This is a genomic window from Paenibacillus naphthalenovorans (assembly GCF_001465255.1).
Taxonomy (GTDB): Bacteria; Bacillota; Bacilli; order Paenibacillales; family NBRC-103111; genus Paenibacillus_G; species Paenibacillus_G naphthalenovorans.
In genome coordinates this window covers 4,837,258-4,852,136 of record NZ_CP013652.1, presented here as the reverse complement: position 1 = coordinate 4,852,136, position 14,879 = coordinate 4,837,258, and the positions used below count along the sequence as shown (strand labels likewise).

The window sequence follows — 14,879 nt, the reverse complement described above, 5'->3', positions numbered from 1 at the left end:
CTGACGATCTTGCGGTCGTCAGACGTTTTTTGGGAACAGGCCTACCACGCGGCCACTTCTCCATCCGTCCTCGGATCGGTAGCTCCGGATAAAACGCCGGTTTCAGGATCACGCCAAATGATTTGTCCCCGGCCAAAGCCATCCTCTTTTAATACGACATTCACCTGATGCCCCTTGCGTATTAATGCTCTGGCTATCTCGCTGGAGAAGCCCGCTTCAACCTCCACCGTTTTATCCCGGATCCATAACCAACGCGGTGCATCCAGGGAAGCCTGGGGATTTAAATGGAAGTCAATCGTATTCATAATGACCTGAACATGACCCTGAGGCTGCATGAATCCGCCCATTACACCGAATGGGCCGACCGGTTGACCGTCCTTTGTCAGAAACCCCGGAATAATCGTATGGTAGGTTTTCTTGCCCGGTTTTAACGCATTGGCATGATCCGGGTTCAGGGAAAAGGTATGGCCGCGGTTTTGCAGCGCTATGCCTGTACCCGGAACGACGATACCTGATCCAAATCCCATATAATTGCTTTGAATAAAGGATACCATATTCCCTTCCCCATCCGCAGCGGCCAGATAAAAGGTTCCTCCCCTCGGCGGATGTCCGGGTTCGGGCGCAAGAGCCTCTTCACCAATCAGGGCGCGGCGTTCCGCCGCGTACTGCTCACTTAACAGTTCTTCTGCCGTGACCTTCATGTCTGTAGGCTGGGTAATATACTTCCTTCCATCGGCAAAAGCGAGCTTCATGGCCTCGATTTGCCTGTGATAGGTTTGCACGCTCTCTTTCTCCGGGAAATCGAATCCCTTCAGGATATTCAAGGCATGGAGCGCAACCAGGCCTTGCCCGTTAGGCGGGATCTCCCACACATCATACCCCCGGTAATTGACCTTAATGGGGTCCACCCATTCCGGGGCATATTCCGCTAAATCTTCCTTCCGCAAAAATCCGCCATGTTCTTGAAAGAAGGCATCGATCCGTTCGGCAAGCTCCCCGCGGTAAAAGGCTTCTCCATTCGTTTCGGCAATCAGCCGCAGGGTCGCCGCATGTCCGGTCGACCGCCAGATCTCCCCCGCCTTCGGAGCTCTTCCTCCTGGTGCAAAGGTATCGAACCAGGGCCGGAACTCTTCCCCTTTAAAGCTTTCTTTATAGTCCTCATAATAAAGCTGCCAAAACTTTGCCAGCGTCGGGGAAACAGGGTAACCGCTTTCGGCATAGTCGATAGCCGGGGCCAGCACCTGCGTCAAAGGCAGCTTTCCGTACTTCCTCGACAGTTCGGCCCAAGCGCCGACAGCCCCGGGAACCGTAACGGGAATCATGCCGCGCTTAGGCATCTCATGATCATAACCAGCCGCTTTGACGGCTTCCATCGTCAGCTTTTTGGGGGCTGGACCCGAGGCGTTGAGGCCATGCAGCCTTCCATTAACCCAGACAAGCGCAAAAGCGTCCGAGCCGATTCCGTTCGATGTCGGCTCGACTACCGTTAAGCAGGCTGCCGTCGCAATGGCTGCATCAATGGCATTCCCGCCTGCTTTCAAGATTTGCAAACCGGCCTGCGCTGCCAGCGGCTGAGAGGCGGCCACCATCCCTTTTCGTCCATAGACCACATTTCGCCGGGAAGGATACGGATAATAGTGAGCGTCGTAGGTTACTGTCAAGGGCTTTCCCCCATTCTAATAAAGTTAAGGAAGCTTATATTTTATAATATAATTGGCGAGGAGAACATTCCACCTAATGAGGTTTCCATGTATATGTAATTATACATATTCTCCGCTATCCTTTCATCTGTGTCTTTTTATTGCGGCAAGGTCCTTGCATCTAAGGTCATTCGTATAACCAAATCCGGAAACGGTTGTCTCTTTAGCGCCATATATAGCTTTTAAAGAAGTAATCCCTATTCCGCCAAAGTACGAGCAGCACCAGAAGTGAGCCTGCAAGCATCAAAAAGAAGCCTGCATACAACCCCGTTGGCGAAAAGAGAACGTCGGTCATCCGCAACGCGTTATCGTCCATCGGCCGGCCTCTGGCTTCTCTTTGTTCAATGAACAGTTGTTTAATGAGATCATTATTCCTCAGTGCGATTTGCAATGCGGTAAACTCCTCCAATTTGGATACGGCGATACTTGCGAGGGCTAACCAAAACCCGATCGCTTTAGGCCTCAGTATGAACCAAATCACAAGCGCATCCAGAAGAAGCAGCGTTCCCAGAAAAATGAAAAACAAATGCGGTTTCCCTTCGCTGTGAAAAAGGATATAATCGCTCTTCGATGGATAGGTTACTGCCATAAACAACGATTTGAGGAAAGCACTGGCGAACACGCCAAACAGAAAATAAATGGATTTTGTCTTCATAAACATCCTCTCAACCGCTTCCGCATAGGATATGCTCCGGTTTATTTGTTCCATTTTTCATACGGTGAATTATAAAATGAATAGCATCAACGGCATGGTATGATGATGGGCCGCATGATGAATCATAAGCGGGATTAGCCGCGCGATAACGCCTTAACGCGTTACGATCTATCATGATTGTATCGTCGGATGATCCAAGGGATCAAGAAAAATTTGCATATTCCTTGCCGCGGCACTCCATCCTCTTACTTTTACAGCGAAAACCTGTTGTTTTGTATTCCGATTATTAATTTATTTTGAACTAACGTGTTCCTTTTTTCGTTTGGCTTCGTTATTTAGTGTGAGAGGTGGGGCCCCGATGAAAGAACCTTTTATCGAGATATACGATCGTTTTTTTAGTGATATTTACCGGTATGTTTACATGAAATTAGGCAACAAATGGGATACCGACGACATCGTAAGCGATATTTTCCGCAAGGCGTTTGAACGCTATGCTTCACTTCAGGAGCAGTCGAGTGCGAAAGCATGGCTTATTACGATCGCCCGCAATACCATCATCGATTTTTACCGCAAGAAGAAGGATTCGTTCATCGGCGAGGGAATGGATAGGCTGATTCAGCCGTTCTCCTTTGAAGAACAGGTAGAGCTTAAAGAGGATATGGAATGCCTGCAAAAAGCATTGTCCTCTCTCTCCGAAGAAGACCAGGAACTCATTCAGCTAAGATATTTTGCAGAATTAAAGTACAAAGAGATGACGGAGATTGCAGGTAAGTCGGAGGAAACCATCAAGACGCGTGTCTATCGTTTAATCAAAAAGCTGGGCGTGCTTGTTAAGCAATGTTTGGAAGGAGAGAAAATCGGTGGATGATCATCAAGTCGAGCAAGCTTTAAAGGAATTAAAAAAACGGATACCTGTCAATATGGAACTCAAACAACGGCTTGGAAAAGCGTTCAAACGGCGGCAAAGACAACGAACTTTGCAAAAATGGGGTCTTGCCGCGGCGCTCCTGTTGTTGGCAGGGACATTTATGCTTCAGGGCCCGGGAGGGCTGCAAACGGTTCAGGCTCAGGAGCTGCATGTGCAAAACCAGATATCCTTTATCGATATAGGCTCCGGAAGCCCGTTAGGAGTTTCCGAGTACAAAGGAACGGTATACCTCCCGGTTGCCGGAAAGGGCTTGTTCGCCTATGACCAAAGCGGATTTCACCAGCTGCTTCAGCAGGAAGTCAACGAGGCCAAAATCAATCAGGACGGAAGCAAGCTGATTCTGCAAACCGGCGGCACGCTGGGCGTTTATGATGTTGCGCAAAAGAAGTATACAGAGCTCCTTAAAGGCGATGGTTCTGCGGTATTCTATGAACAGCCTTCCTGGAAGGATCATCAAACCATCCTGTATGTCAAAAAGGTGCTGGAACAACAAGAGCATGGATTTACAGTGAAAGAATCCGGCATCTACGAAATGACTCTGGACAGCCTGGCGCCGACAAAGCTTGGCGATGGAGCATCTCCCTCCTATGTTAACGGAGAGAATGCCATCGTATTTGAAAAAACGGCAGACACCCGGTCTGAAGTGGTCTTCAAAGATTTAGCCAGCGGCCAAGAGACCGTGATTGATGAAGGGCGGAATCCCGCCGTTTCTCCCAATGGAAAATATATCGCCTATATTACATCCGAGAACAACCGACGTGAGCTGCAATCCCATGTGTATGCGGAGGATACGGTAGACCAAATCCGGATTTCCGATATTGACGGCAAAACCAAGCGAGTGGTAACTTCCAATACGCCAAACCGCCAAATCCATGAACAGGACCTGCCTAAAGGACTTAAGCCGGGCGATACGCCGCAAGTGCTCAAGGTTACAGGCTTGTACAGCTATTATCATCCCGTTTGGAGCAGCGATTCCCAAAGCTTGTTTGCTTTGAAAAGCAAGAACTCGGAAGGCTCGACCATGAGTGTGATGCGCATTGATTTCTCGAAAAAGGCGCTGCAGGAAGAAGAAACGGTCCGTGCTTTTAATCAGGCGAAGATTCTGCGCGACCTTGATTTTGCCCGGAGTCTCTTGAAAGATCATCAGGACTTCCTCATCGTTTCCAATCCGCACCAAGTGAGCTATACCATTACAGGTTCGGGAACGGAGAATAACAGGCCTTATGTGGATGTGGAAGAACATTGGGCCTATACCGCTAATCCGTATTATTCCTTCAGCCACGTCCGATACTATCTTACGCCAAAAGAACAAGGTTATCTTATTGATGAAACGAAGGACCTGCCGGGAGGGGGATCGATACTTCAGCAGCCGGACGGATTCATCGTGATGGAAAAGGATGACGGCTCGAAGCAAAGGCTCTTTTCAGCTGATTCCCTTCCAAACGAGCTTCGGCCCGAAGGAAATTTTCGTATTTCGTCGTTAGCCTACCTTTCGAAGCAGAATCAGGTTATTTTCTCTCTCCAGGTTTTACAGGATCCGGGCATCGGTCAGGCGTCCTCCGTGAAGGTCGTTACTTATGACATAGCCAACGGAACGTTCAAGCTATTGGAGCATGTCACCGCCATGAACGGCATGAAGAATGTTGGTGTAGAAGGAATCATCGTATCGCCGGACGGCCGGTACGCAGCGCTGGATCTTTTCTCGGACGATGATAAGCAGTTCCAATCCCATGTTCTTCTATTGGACATCGAACAAGGTACCGCATCCATGCTCGAAGATGCGCTCTCCGCCACAAAAGTGGAAGGAACGCACACTTACTTCTGGGATCGGAACCGGCTGCATTTCATCCTCACCAGCCATGGGCAGCAGATGCATTATCAATGGAACGCGGCGGCTCAAGTCGTCGAGCTTCCTTAATCCTCATCGCCTCTCCGCGAGATAAGCAAGGAGCAGTCTAAAGCTGCAATGACAGCTTCAGACTGCTCCTGTTGGTCTTGCCCTATGATGCATTTAATCCAAACGCAGGTTTACTTACGAATGGAAATCCTGACCGGAACGAACTTCCTTGACATAGCCGGCGCGGATGACAAAATCGCCGAAGTGCTCGCCTTCCCGCCGTTCCTTTGCATAATGAGTAAGAATCGGTTTTAACGACTCCAGAATTTCCGCTTCGCCGATGTTTTCCTTGTACAGCTTATTCAGCCGGTTTCCGGCAAAGCCGCCTCCCAAGTACATGTTGTATTTGCCGGGCGCCTTGCCGATAAACGCGATTTCCGCCAACATCGGTCGGGCGCAGCCATTCGGACAGCCGGTCATGCGAATGACGATCTCCTCGTCGCGCAAGCCCGCTTCCTCCAGCATCGGCTCGATCTTATCCAGCAGCGTAGGAAGGTAGCGCTCCGATTCGGCCATCGCCAATCCACAGGTCGGCAGCGCCACACAGGCCATGGAATTTCTCCGCAATGCGGTATAGTGGGCCCCGTCGGTAAGCCCGTATTGCTTGATCAGTTCCTCAATCTTTTTCTTCTTCTGGCTGCTTACGTTGCCGATGATCAGGTTCTGGTTGGGAGTGAGCCGGAAATCTCCGGAATGCACCTTGGCGATTTCCCGCAGACCCGTCATCAGAAGATAGCCGCCATCGTCTTTGACCCGGCCGTTCTGGATAAAGAGCGTGAAGTGCCATTTTCCGTTGGTTCCCTTTACCCAGCCATAGCGGTCCCCGTTGTGGTCAAAATGGTAAGGACGCGCTTCCTCAAGCTTCCACCCTAGACGTTCGGTTAGCTCATTGATGAACCAGTCGATGCCGCGGTCGTCGATCGTGTACTTGAACCGCGCGTGCTTACGGACCGAGCGATCGCCGTAATCCCGTTGGATCGTGACCGTCTTCTCCGCGACGTCGATGACTTGCTCCGGCGAGCAGAACCCGATCACTTGACCGATCTGGGGATAGGTGTTCGGATCGCCGTGCGTCATCCCCATGCCTCCGCCTACCGTGACGTTGAAGCCCTTCAGGCGTCCATCTTCGACAATCGCGATAAAGCCCAAATCCTGAGAGAATACGTCTACATCGTTGGAAGGCGGGACGGCTATGCCGATTTTAAACTTCCGGGGCAGATAGACAGGCCCGTATATCGGCTCCTGCTCTCCCCCGTTATCCCGGCTATCCACCACTTTTTCCCCGTCAAGCCAGATCTCGTGGTAGGCTCTGGTCCGGGGATTGAGGTGCTCGCTGATCCGGCGGGCCCACTCGTATACTTCGGAGTGAACCGCCGACTGGTACGGATTCGGGTTGCACATGACGTTGCGGTTTACGTCGCCGCAAGCGGCTAGCGTGCTCAGCAGCGCATCGTTGACTTCCCGTATCGTATTCTTCATGTTCCACTTGAGTACGCCATGCAGCTGGAAGGACTGACGCGTCGTCAATCGAATCGTTCCGTTCGCATATTTCTGCGCGATGCGGTCCATCATCAACCACTGATCAGACGTAACCACCCCGCCTGGCGCACGCACGCGCACCATGAACTGATAAGCCGGCTCCAGTTTCTGCTTCTGCCGTTCGTTGCGCAAATCCCTGTCGTCCTGCATGTAGCTGCCATGAAATTTCATCAACCGGTTATCGTCTTCGGGTATGGAGCCTGTGATCACATCTTCCAGCGTTTCTGCAAGGCTTCCCCGCAAATAATTGCTTCTTTTCTTAATTTCCTCTACATCACTGTGCGGCGCACTGTTCGGTGATAGTAAATTATTTTCTGACATGTTGGATTTTCTCCTCTCGCGATCTTCGGGACTCGGACTTAATAAACATCCCGCTGATAACGTTTCTGCTGTTGCATACGGGTCAAATATTCCGCGGCTTCCTCAGGGCCCAAGCCTCCCTCTTTTTCGAGGATCGTGATCAGAGCCGCATGGACGTCATGCGCCATCTTCTTCTCGTCGCCACAGACATACACACAGGCTCCTTCCTGCAGCCATTGGTAGAGGTCCCGGCTCTTTTCAAGCATACGGTGCTGTACGTACACCTTCTTGTCGGTATCGCGGGAGAACGCGACATCCATACGTGTCAGCACGCCCTCCTTCAGCCAACGCTGCCATTCGATCTGATAAAGGAAGTCCGTAGAGAAATGCTGATCGCCGTAGAACAGCCATGTTTTGCCTTCGGCTCCGATCTCCTCCCGTTCTCCGAGGAAGGCCCTGAACGGAGCGACCCCGGTACCCGGTCCAATCATAATGATCGGCGTATCCGGATTCTCCGGAAGCTTGAAGTTCGGGTTATGCTGAATGTACACAGGCAGCGTATCGCCCGGCTGTACCCGCTCCGCAAGCTGAACGGAGCAGACGCCGTACCGGTTTCGTCCATGAGCCTCGTAGCGAACCGCGCGAACCGTCAGGTGTACCTCACCCGGGTACGCTTTCGGGCTGCTCGCGATCGAGTACAGACGGGCAGGCATCTTCCGAAGGATCGATACGAATTCGCCCGCAGGCACACCTTTAAGCGAGTAATCCTGTACCAGATCCAACAGATCCCGCCCGTTGAGATACGCTCTGAGCTCTTGTTCGCGTCCTACCTCCAGAAGCTTTTTCAGCTCCTGGTTCGAAGTCAGCTTTGCCGCTTGCTCCAGCAACGGCTTGGTCAGAACGGTGATTTCATAATTACGAAGCAGCGCCTCCCGCAATGGCCGCTCTTCGCCATTCTTATTAATGGCAACGGGCTCCTCTGCCTTCCAGCCCATCGCTTCGATCAATTCATCCACAAGGCGGGGATGATTCTCCGGATAGATGCCCAGGCTGTCGCCCGGTTCATACTGAAGATTGGATCCCTCAAGGGACAGCTCAACGTGGCGAGTTTCCCGCTCCGATCCGCGGCCGTTCAGATTCAAATTTTCAAGAACCTCGGCATGGAACGGATTCGATCTCGAATATTCCGTTTCCGTCCCGCTCACGACCGCCGCGCCGGCTGCACTTGCGACGGCCGGGGCCGCCGATGCACCGCTGAGGGATTCCAGGACGCGGTTCATCCACTCTGCTGCAGGCTCTTCAAAGTCCACGTCGCAGTCGACGCGCGGGGTAAGCCGCCTTGCGCCCAGCTCTTCCAGGCGCTTGTCGAAATCCTTGCCCGTTTGACAGAAAAATTCATAGGACGTATCTCCGAGCGCGAGCACGGAAAACTGCGTGCCCTCCAATTGGGGCGCTCTCTTGCTGTAAAGGAACTCATAGAAAGCAATCGCGTTATCCGGCGGCTCTCCTTCCCCGTGGGTGCTCACCACAATGAGCAGGTTTTGGACCTTCTTTAAGCTATTCGGCTTGAAGTCGGCCATCGAAGAGAGCGATACCTGAAAGCCCCGCTCTTCCAGTTTCTTGGACAGCTTCTTCGCCAATCCTTGACTGTTGCCTGTCTGCGATCCGAAGAGTACGGTAACCTCCTTGGAAACGACCGCTTCATTCGCCGGCAAAGCCGCCAGCGGCGCAGGAACAGGCGTCACCGCGGCCGCCGAACCTTGAAGAGCCGTAAGATATCCGCTCAGCCAGATACGCTGTGCTTCCGTCAGCAGAGGCAGAACGCGATTGAGCAGTTCTACTTGCTCCTGATTAAAAGGGCTGTTTGTTACTTCCAGTTTCAACAATATCCACCTCGCAAAGCTTCCAAATGATATGAAATTCCCAGTATACACATCTTAATAATTTCCTACTATTCTGAACCTATCACAGCTGGCGGTGCAGGTCAATTAGAATAACCTTATAAGATTGATCAGATATATTAATAAATGCATAAATTCTAGAAGAATCTGCCCCGGGAAGCATCCGGTCACCGGAATCGCCGTCTTTTCTTTCACTGAAAAAGCAGCCGCCGCGGCGACTGCTTTGAATGTCTTTAAGAAAATAAAAAGCTGGCCTTTGACGGGGCGCTTTGAGCCCACTTATTGTAGCTTCAGAGTGCCTGAGCCAGGTTCGCGGACAGCTAGCCCCTTTTACCGTCGAGCTCAGCTTCGATACGGGAATGTTTGGAAGACTCATCCATACGCCAGTAGACGATGAAGCTCACGAAAATGCAGGCGGCTACGTAGAAATAGAAAAGCGACTCGGCTCCAATGCTCTTGAACCATAACGCGATGAACTCCGCCGTCCCTCCGAACACCGCAACGGTAATTGCGTAAGGGAATCCCACGCCAAGGGCGCGGATTTCGGTCGGGAACAGTTCGGCTTTCACGATCGCATTGATGGAAGTATAGCCGGTGACAATGATGAGACCTGTCAGCATGAGGAAAAATGCTCCGATAGGGTTCTTCATCTGCTCCAAGATCAGGAACAGCGGCACGGTCAGCAGCGTTCCGAGGATACCGAAACTAATCAATAGCGGGCGCCGGCCGATCCGGTCCGATAGCAGGCCCGCGAGCGGTTGAAGCACGACGAATACCAGCAGGGCAATAAAGTTGATCCAGCTGACGACCTCCTTGCTGAGGCCCACCGTATTCACCATGAACTTCTGCAAATACGTCGTATAGGTATAGAAAGCGACGGTTCCTCCAAGCGTTAGTCCGACCACTGTCAACACCGCCTTGGGGTGTTTCATCAGGGTCCGAATGGTTCCGGCACGCTGCCTGCTTTCAGATCCCATTTTGGAGAATTGCTCCGATTCGTCCATCGTGCGGCGCAGCCACAATACGGCTAATGCTCCAACGGCTCCGATGAAGAAGGGAATACGCCAGCCCCAGGATTTCATATCGGGTTCGCTGAGTATTTGCTGGAGGATGATCTGGACGCCCAGCGCCACCAGCTGTCCGGCAATAAGCGTGACGTACTGGAAGCTCGAGTAGAAGCCGCGGCGGCCGCTGCTGGCCATCTCGGACAGGTAGGTTGCCGAGGTTCCATATTCTCCGCCCAGCGACAACCCTTGGAGCAAGCGTGCAAGCACCAGAATAATGGGGGCCAGCACGCCAATGGTGCCATAGCTTGGAGTACAGGCAATGATCAGGGAGCCACTGGCCATGACGGTGATGGAAAGCGTCAGCGCGGCACGGCGGCCATAACGATCGGCGTAGCGGCCCAGCAGCAGGCTCCCTAATGGGCGCATCAGGAAGCCGACGGCGAAGATTGCCGCCGTGTTGAGCAGTTGGCTGGTCGGGTCTCCCTTCGGGAAGAACTCAGACGAGAAATACACGGCGAAAGCTGCATATACGTACCAGTCGTACCATTCGATCAGATTTCCAACCGATCCTTTGAAGATGTTGCTTGTGATGCGTCGCATGTTTGCACGCTCAATCGATTGAGTCATGGTGAAAACCTCCTTATGGGCCTTGCCTCGCCGAGGGACTGGTGAGGACGTTCCCCGTTGTAAAATTGGATATAACGAGCTATCCCTTGACGCAACGCGCGAGGGTCTTCGAATTCGTTTATGTGAAGTGAGAGCCCTGGTCGCTGTTCATGATTTCCGGCTTGCAGCAGAGCAGGTAGGGGCGAGTATAGGTGGCGTGGAGACGCTTGCTCAGGTTCGCTTCGGATAGACCGCTTCGAGCCCCATTACCTGATTGTTTTATTTTGTTCACTGGGAACATCAAATATCCTCAAGTTGACACGATATTCCAAACGTTTGACGGCATGAACAATCCAAACAAAAAAGAGGGGTATTCCCCTCTTTACATCTCAATGATTTCCTAACCATTGTTAAGTGCACAGTCCAAAGCCTTATGGATTAACTCATTCCGTTAAACGATTGCCTTTATTAGCGAAATCATCATCCCTGTTATGACTCCTGTAATTTAATTTGCGCTTCCCACTCCCCCTTTATTTCCAACGGCGCATCGCCCTTTTTATGCCCATAAAAAGAATGAATTCTTAACGCAAGATGATGATTTCGTTCAAAAATATCTCTTGGTATGATCAGACGGGCTTGAAATTTTTTACTGCTATTGTCGTCGGGTACAGCTTCCGATAAAAGTTTACTGGAATCCCGGATCTCGAAGCTGTAGTCCTGATCCGTTATCGCTTGAACGGTCACTTCCTTATCATCCAACATTTCACCCGAGCTTCCGACAATCGTGAATTCCCCCAACGAGACCACCTCGATCTCACGATAAGGTACACTGGTTCCGTGAAGTATGGTTACGGTCAGCGGCACAACGGCGTTCTCTGCATTCATATCAGGCTCGCCAAGTTCAACCTTGATTTCATCGGTCGCTTGCCTATATTCCGTACCCGTTACTGCCCCTCTCCCGTTTACTATATCTTTAAAGTATCCCTTAACGGATGATGCAAGGCCGGGTTCAACTGCCATCATTAATGCAAAGACCAAGGCGGAAGCGGCGATGACGCCCCCAATTCCTTGCCATAACCGTTTCATTCCCATACCGCTCCCATCTCTTTGCCCGGCAAGTTCCTGCTTTGCTTTTTGAACACCGAGTACACTTCTTTGATGAAGCTCCGCCGGGATTTCTATTTTGTCCATTTCCTTCTTGATGTTATTTCCCATTCGCTTCCGCCTCCCCGCACATCCCGCGAAGTTTATCCAATGCCCGATACAAAACCGTTTTGGCTGTTCCTAATGGAAGCTCCAGCATCTCTGCTGCATCCTTGATGGTGTAATCCTGATAGAATCTTAACAAGATGATGCTTTTTTCCGTTTCATCCAATTTCTCGATGACATCTTCCAGCATAATGGAGATCGTTACATCATCTTCGTTTTCCGTCCGTACGCAATCCCATTTCCGCGGTTCAAAGTGAATCACCTTGGTTCGCTGGCGTAGTAAGTCTAAAGAACAACGAATGGCGATTTTTGTAAGCCAGGTCTTAAAATATTGCGGTTGCTTTAAAGTCTTTATCGATTTAAATGAGCGATAAGCCGTTTCCTGGACTACATCCAAAGCATCTTCCTGATTTTTCACATAGACAAAAGCCATGCGGTAAATCCGTTCCTCATGCTGCCTAAAAAGTTCCAAATAGGCCGTTTCATCACCCTTTTGCGCCTTTTGGACAAGGTTGATGGTATCCAAATGTCGTCTCCCTCCTCCCGGTTTCACTTATTAGACACCCCAGTCCCTCATTTGGCTTTAAAAATACGATGAAAACAAAAAAGAGGGGAATCCCCTCTTCGGCCAATGCATTCGTTTTCTTGGTCTCTTTGACCTGTTCACCCGCATAGGGGAGAAATAGGTACAATGCCTAAGTGGTTATCGGCAAATCTTTCAAATAGTTTTCAAAATCCTGACTGGACAACGGTTTGCTGAATAGAAAGCCCTGCCCGTGACCGCATCCGTCCTCATTCAAAACGGCCAGCTGCTCCGGAATTTCAACTCCCTCGGCAATCACGCTTAGATTTAACGTTTGGGCAATGGTCAGTATCGCCTTTACAATCGCATGGCTTTCCTTATTCCGGTGAATATCCCGGATGAAAGAAGCATCGATTTTCAAGGTGTCTATGGGAAGATTCTTGATATAACTGAATGAACTGTATCCCGTTCCAAAATCATCGATAGACGTATGAACGCCTAAATTCCTGATTTCCTGCAGAATCGCTGCCGCATTGTCTATGTCCGCAAAAATACTTTCTGTAACCTCAAGTTCCAGCCATTGCGGTTCCAGTCCGGTATCCTTCAATATCCTGCTGATCATGTCCAACAGGTCAGGTTGATAGAATTGTCGGGCAGACAAATTCACGGAAACTTTTAACGGAGGGTATCCTTGATCCTGCCAATGTTTATTTTGCTCACATCCTCGGCGAAGAACCCATTCTCCCAAAGGAATGATTAATCCGGTTTCTTCGGCTATAGGTATGAATTTATTCGGCGCGATCCTCCCTAATTCGGGATGATCCCAACGAACAAGCGCTTCCATGCCGGTTACTTTCCCTGTCGCAAGGTCGAGTTTGGGCTGATAATCAATACGAAATTGCTCATATTGAATGGCCTTTTTCAGTTCATTTTCCAACAGGATGCGTTCCAAAGAACGCTCTTCCATATCCGAATGAAAGAATGAAACTCCATTCCTGCCGCTATCCTTCACAGCATATAGAGCCATATCCGCTCGTTTTAACAATTCATCCGGGTCCCTCCCATCCGATGGAAAAAGGGCGATACCCATGCTGCAAGAAATACAATGGCGCTGCCCGAACAGCTCGATCGGTTCCTGGAGGCTGGTTTGGATCCTTTGAGATATGGATTCGACCTCCGCCGAACTCGACAGGTTCGTCAATAATACGATAAACTCATCGCCCCCCAATCGGGCGACCATATCATTCGAACGAATGCAATGACTGATTCTTTTGGCTGCTTCGATGAGAAAAAGATCTCCGGCCTCATGACCGAGCGAATCATTAATATATTTAAACCGATCCAAATCAAGAAATATGACGGCCAATTGTGAATGACGGCGCTTAGCTTGATGGACTTCTTTACGCAACCGATCCATAAATAATCTCCGGTTCGGCAAATCCGTCAATGTATCGTGGTAAGCTAAATGGTAAATCGTTTGTTCCGACTTTTTCCGTTCGGTGATATCCCGCATAATCAGAGTCAGGCTGTTGACTTCGCCCGATTGGTTGAGGATCGGATTGATCTTGGTTTCCATATAGCAATAGCTGCCGCCCCTCGTACGGACCCGGAACTCCAGCGGCGGAGACTCTTTTCTTGCGGCCAGCCGGCTCTCAATCGCATCAACGACCGTCTCGCGGTCTTCTTCATGCACCCATTGAAGGATTTGGCTGGATTCAAAATCAGCCAAATCGTGTCCTAATAAGCTTGCGTGGGAAGGAGACACATACAAAAAATTCCCCTCCGCATCAATGATTGAAATCAGGTCCGACGAATTTTCGGTGATTAAACGGTATCTTTCCTCGCTTTTCCTGATCTCTTCTTCCATTTGTTTTCGGAGGCTGATATCATTTCGAATCGAAACATATTGATACGGTCTTCCTTGTTCATTTAAAAAAGGAACGATGGTCGTATCTACCCAATAGAATGATCCGTCTTTGGCTTTATTCCGTATTTCCCCCCTCCAAATATCTCCGGATCCGATGGTGGCCCACATGTTCTTAAAAAAATCACGGGAGTGATACCCGGAATTAAGTATCCGATGGTCCTGACCAAGCAATTCTTCCCTTTCATATCGGGAGATTCTGCAAAACTGTTCATTAACGTAGAGTATGATCCCGCGCGGGTCGGTTATGGCCACAATGGAGGACTGGTCCAAGGCATGCCTGATATCGGCCAATTCCTTTAAAATATTTTTCAATTTCTCGTCCTTTTCGAATAATGGGCTTTCCAAAAAAGGATATGTTGGTGAAACGGACACACGATTTGAACCTTGATTTCTCATCTCTCATCACCCGTTAAATTTGATTTGGAAGGATGCCGCCGGAATGGTTCGGCTCCACCGAAATTCATTGTAAAAAATAAACCGACCCTATAGATTATGGGGTCGGTTGCACTACTCGCTCCCAGCCATTCAAGTGCCCAGTTGAGAATGGCTGATCATGGCTTCCACAAAGATGGGGGTTATGATCATCATTGCGTTCACAATACTCCAAGAAAGACACCCTTATCCGGGCCGGCTGCCGGGACTGACGGGTAGCCTTTCGGCCTCATGAAGAGGAATAGTCCGCTTCTC

Annotated in this window: 11 protein-coding genes and 1 riboswitch; of the genes, 2 read left to right on the top strand and 9 right to left on the bottom strand. The window is 50.3% G+C overall.

Features of this window, described 5'->3' with window-relative positions; genetic code table 11:
- Positions 1–41: 41 nt before the first annotated feature.
- Positions 42–1,661, bottom strand: a complete 1,620-nt coding sequence (gene ggt, locus IJ22_RS23905) for a gamma-glutamyltransferase (RefSeq protein ID WP_062410566.1) — start codon at positions 1,659–1,661, stop codon at positions 42–44.
- 202 nt (positions 1,662–1,863) lie between these two features.
- Positions 1,864–2,355, bottom strand: coding sequence for a hypothetical protein (locus tag IJ22_RS23900; RefSeq protein WP_062410565.1), 492 nt, complete (start codon positions 2,353–2,355; stop codon positions 1,864–1,866).
- Positions 2,356–2,713: 358 nt separating this feature from the next.
- Here IJ22_RS23900 and IJ22_RS23895 point away from each other — a divergent pair, with 358 nt between their 5' ends.
- Entirely contained in the window at positions 2,714–3,223 is a 510-nt protein-coding gene (locus IJ22_RS23895; protein ID WP_062410564.1) for an RNA polymerase sigma factor, read from the top strand.
- Positions 3,216–5,201 (top strand): TolB family protein, encoded by a 1,986-nt coding sequence (locus IJ22_RS23890; protein WP_062410563.1) that lies wholly within the window; start codon positions 3,216–3,218, stop codon positions 5,199–5,201. Before IJ22_RS23895 ends, IJ22_RS23890 begins: the two co-directional genes overlap by 8 nt.
- A gap of 114 nt (positions 5,202–5,315) precedes the next feature.
- On the opposite strand, the gene cysI is transcribed toward IJ22_RS23890, so the two are convergent.
- The 7 genes from cysI to IJ22_RS23855 form a co-directional block, all read right to left on the bottom strand.
- Positions 5,316–7,040, bottom strand: coding sequence for an assimilatory sulfite reductase (NADPH) hemoprotein subunit (cysI, locus tag IJ22_RS23885; protein WP_054817285.1), 1,725 nt, complete (start codon positions 7,038–7,040; stop codon positions 5,316–5,318).
- Positions 7,041–7,078: 38 nt separating this feature from the next.
- Complete coding sequence (locus IJ22_RS23880) at positions 7,079–8,902, bottom strand: assimilatory sulfite reductase (NADPH) flavoprotein subunit (protein WP_062410562.1); 1,824 nt, start codon at positions 8,900–8,902, stop codon at positions 7,079–7,081.
- Between the two features lie 338 nt (positions 8,903–9,240).
- Positions 9,241–10,554: an MFS transporter gene (locus IJ22_RS23870; protein WP_062410561.1), complete on the bottom strand. Its 1,314-nt coding sequence runs from the start codon at positions 10,552–10,554 to the stop codon at positions 9,241–9,243.
- Positions 10,551–10,649, bottom strand: a complete 99-nt coding sequence (locus IJ22_RS26415; RefSeq protein ID WP_160327404.1) for an integrase core domain-containing protein — start codon at positions 10,647–10,649, stop codon at positions 10,551–10,553. Before IJ22_RS26415 ends, IJ22_RS23870 begins: the two co-directional genes overlap by 4 nt.
- Before the next feature lie 373 nt (positions 10,650–11,022).
- Positions 11,023–11,748: a hypothetical protein gene (locus IJ22_RS23865; RefSeq protein WP_062410560.1), complete on the bottom strand. Its 726-nt coding sequence runs from the start codon at positions 11,746–11,748 to the stop codon at positions 11,023–11,025.
- Positions 11,738–12,268: a sigma-70 family RNA polymerase sigma factor gene (locus IJ22_RS23860; protein WP_062410559.1), complete on the bottom strand. Its 531-nt coding sequence runs from the start codon at positions 12,266–12,268 to the stop codon at positions 11,738–11,740. Before IJ22_RS23860 ends, IJ22_RS23865 begins: the two co-directional genes overlap by 11 nt.
- A 169-nt stretch (positions 12,269–12,437) precedes the next feature.
- Positions 12,438–14,588, bottom strand: a complete 2,151-nt coding sequence (locus IJ22_RS23855; protein ID WP_082660935.1) for a sensor domain-containing protein — start codon at positions 14,586–14,588, stop codon at positions 12,438–12,440.
- Between the two features lie 91 nt (positions 14,589–14,679).
- Positions 14,680–14,763, bottom strand: a riboswitch (cyclic di-GMP riboswitch).
- Between the last annotated feature and the right edge of the window lie 116 nt (positions 14,764–14,879).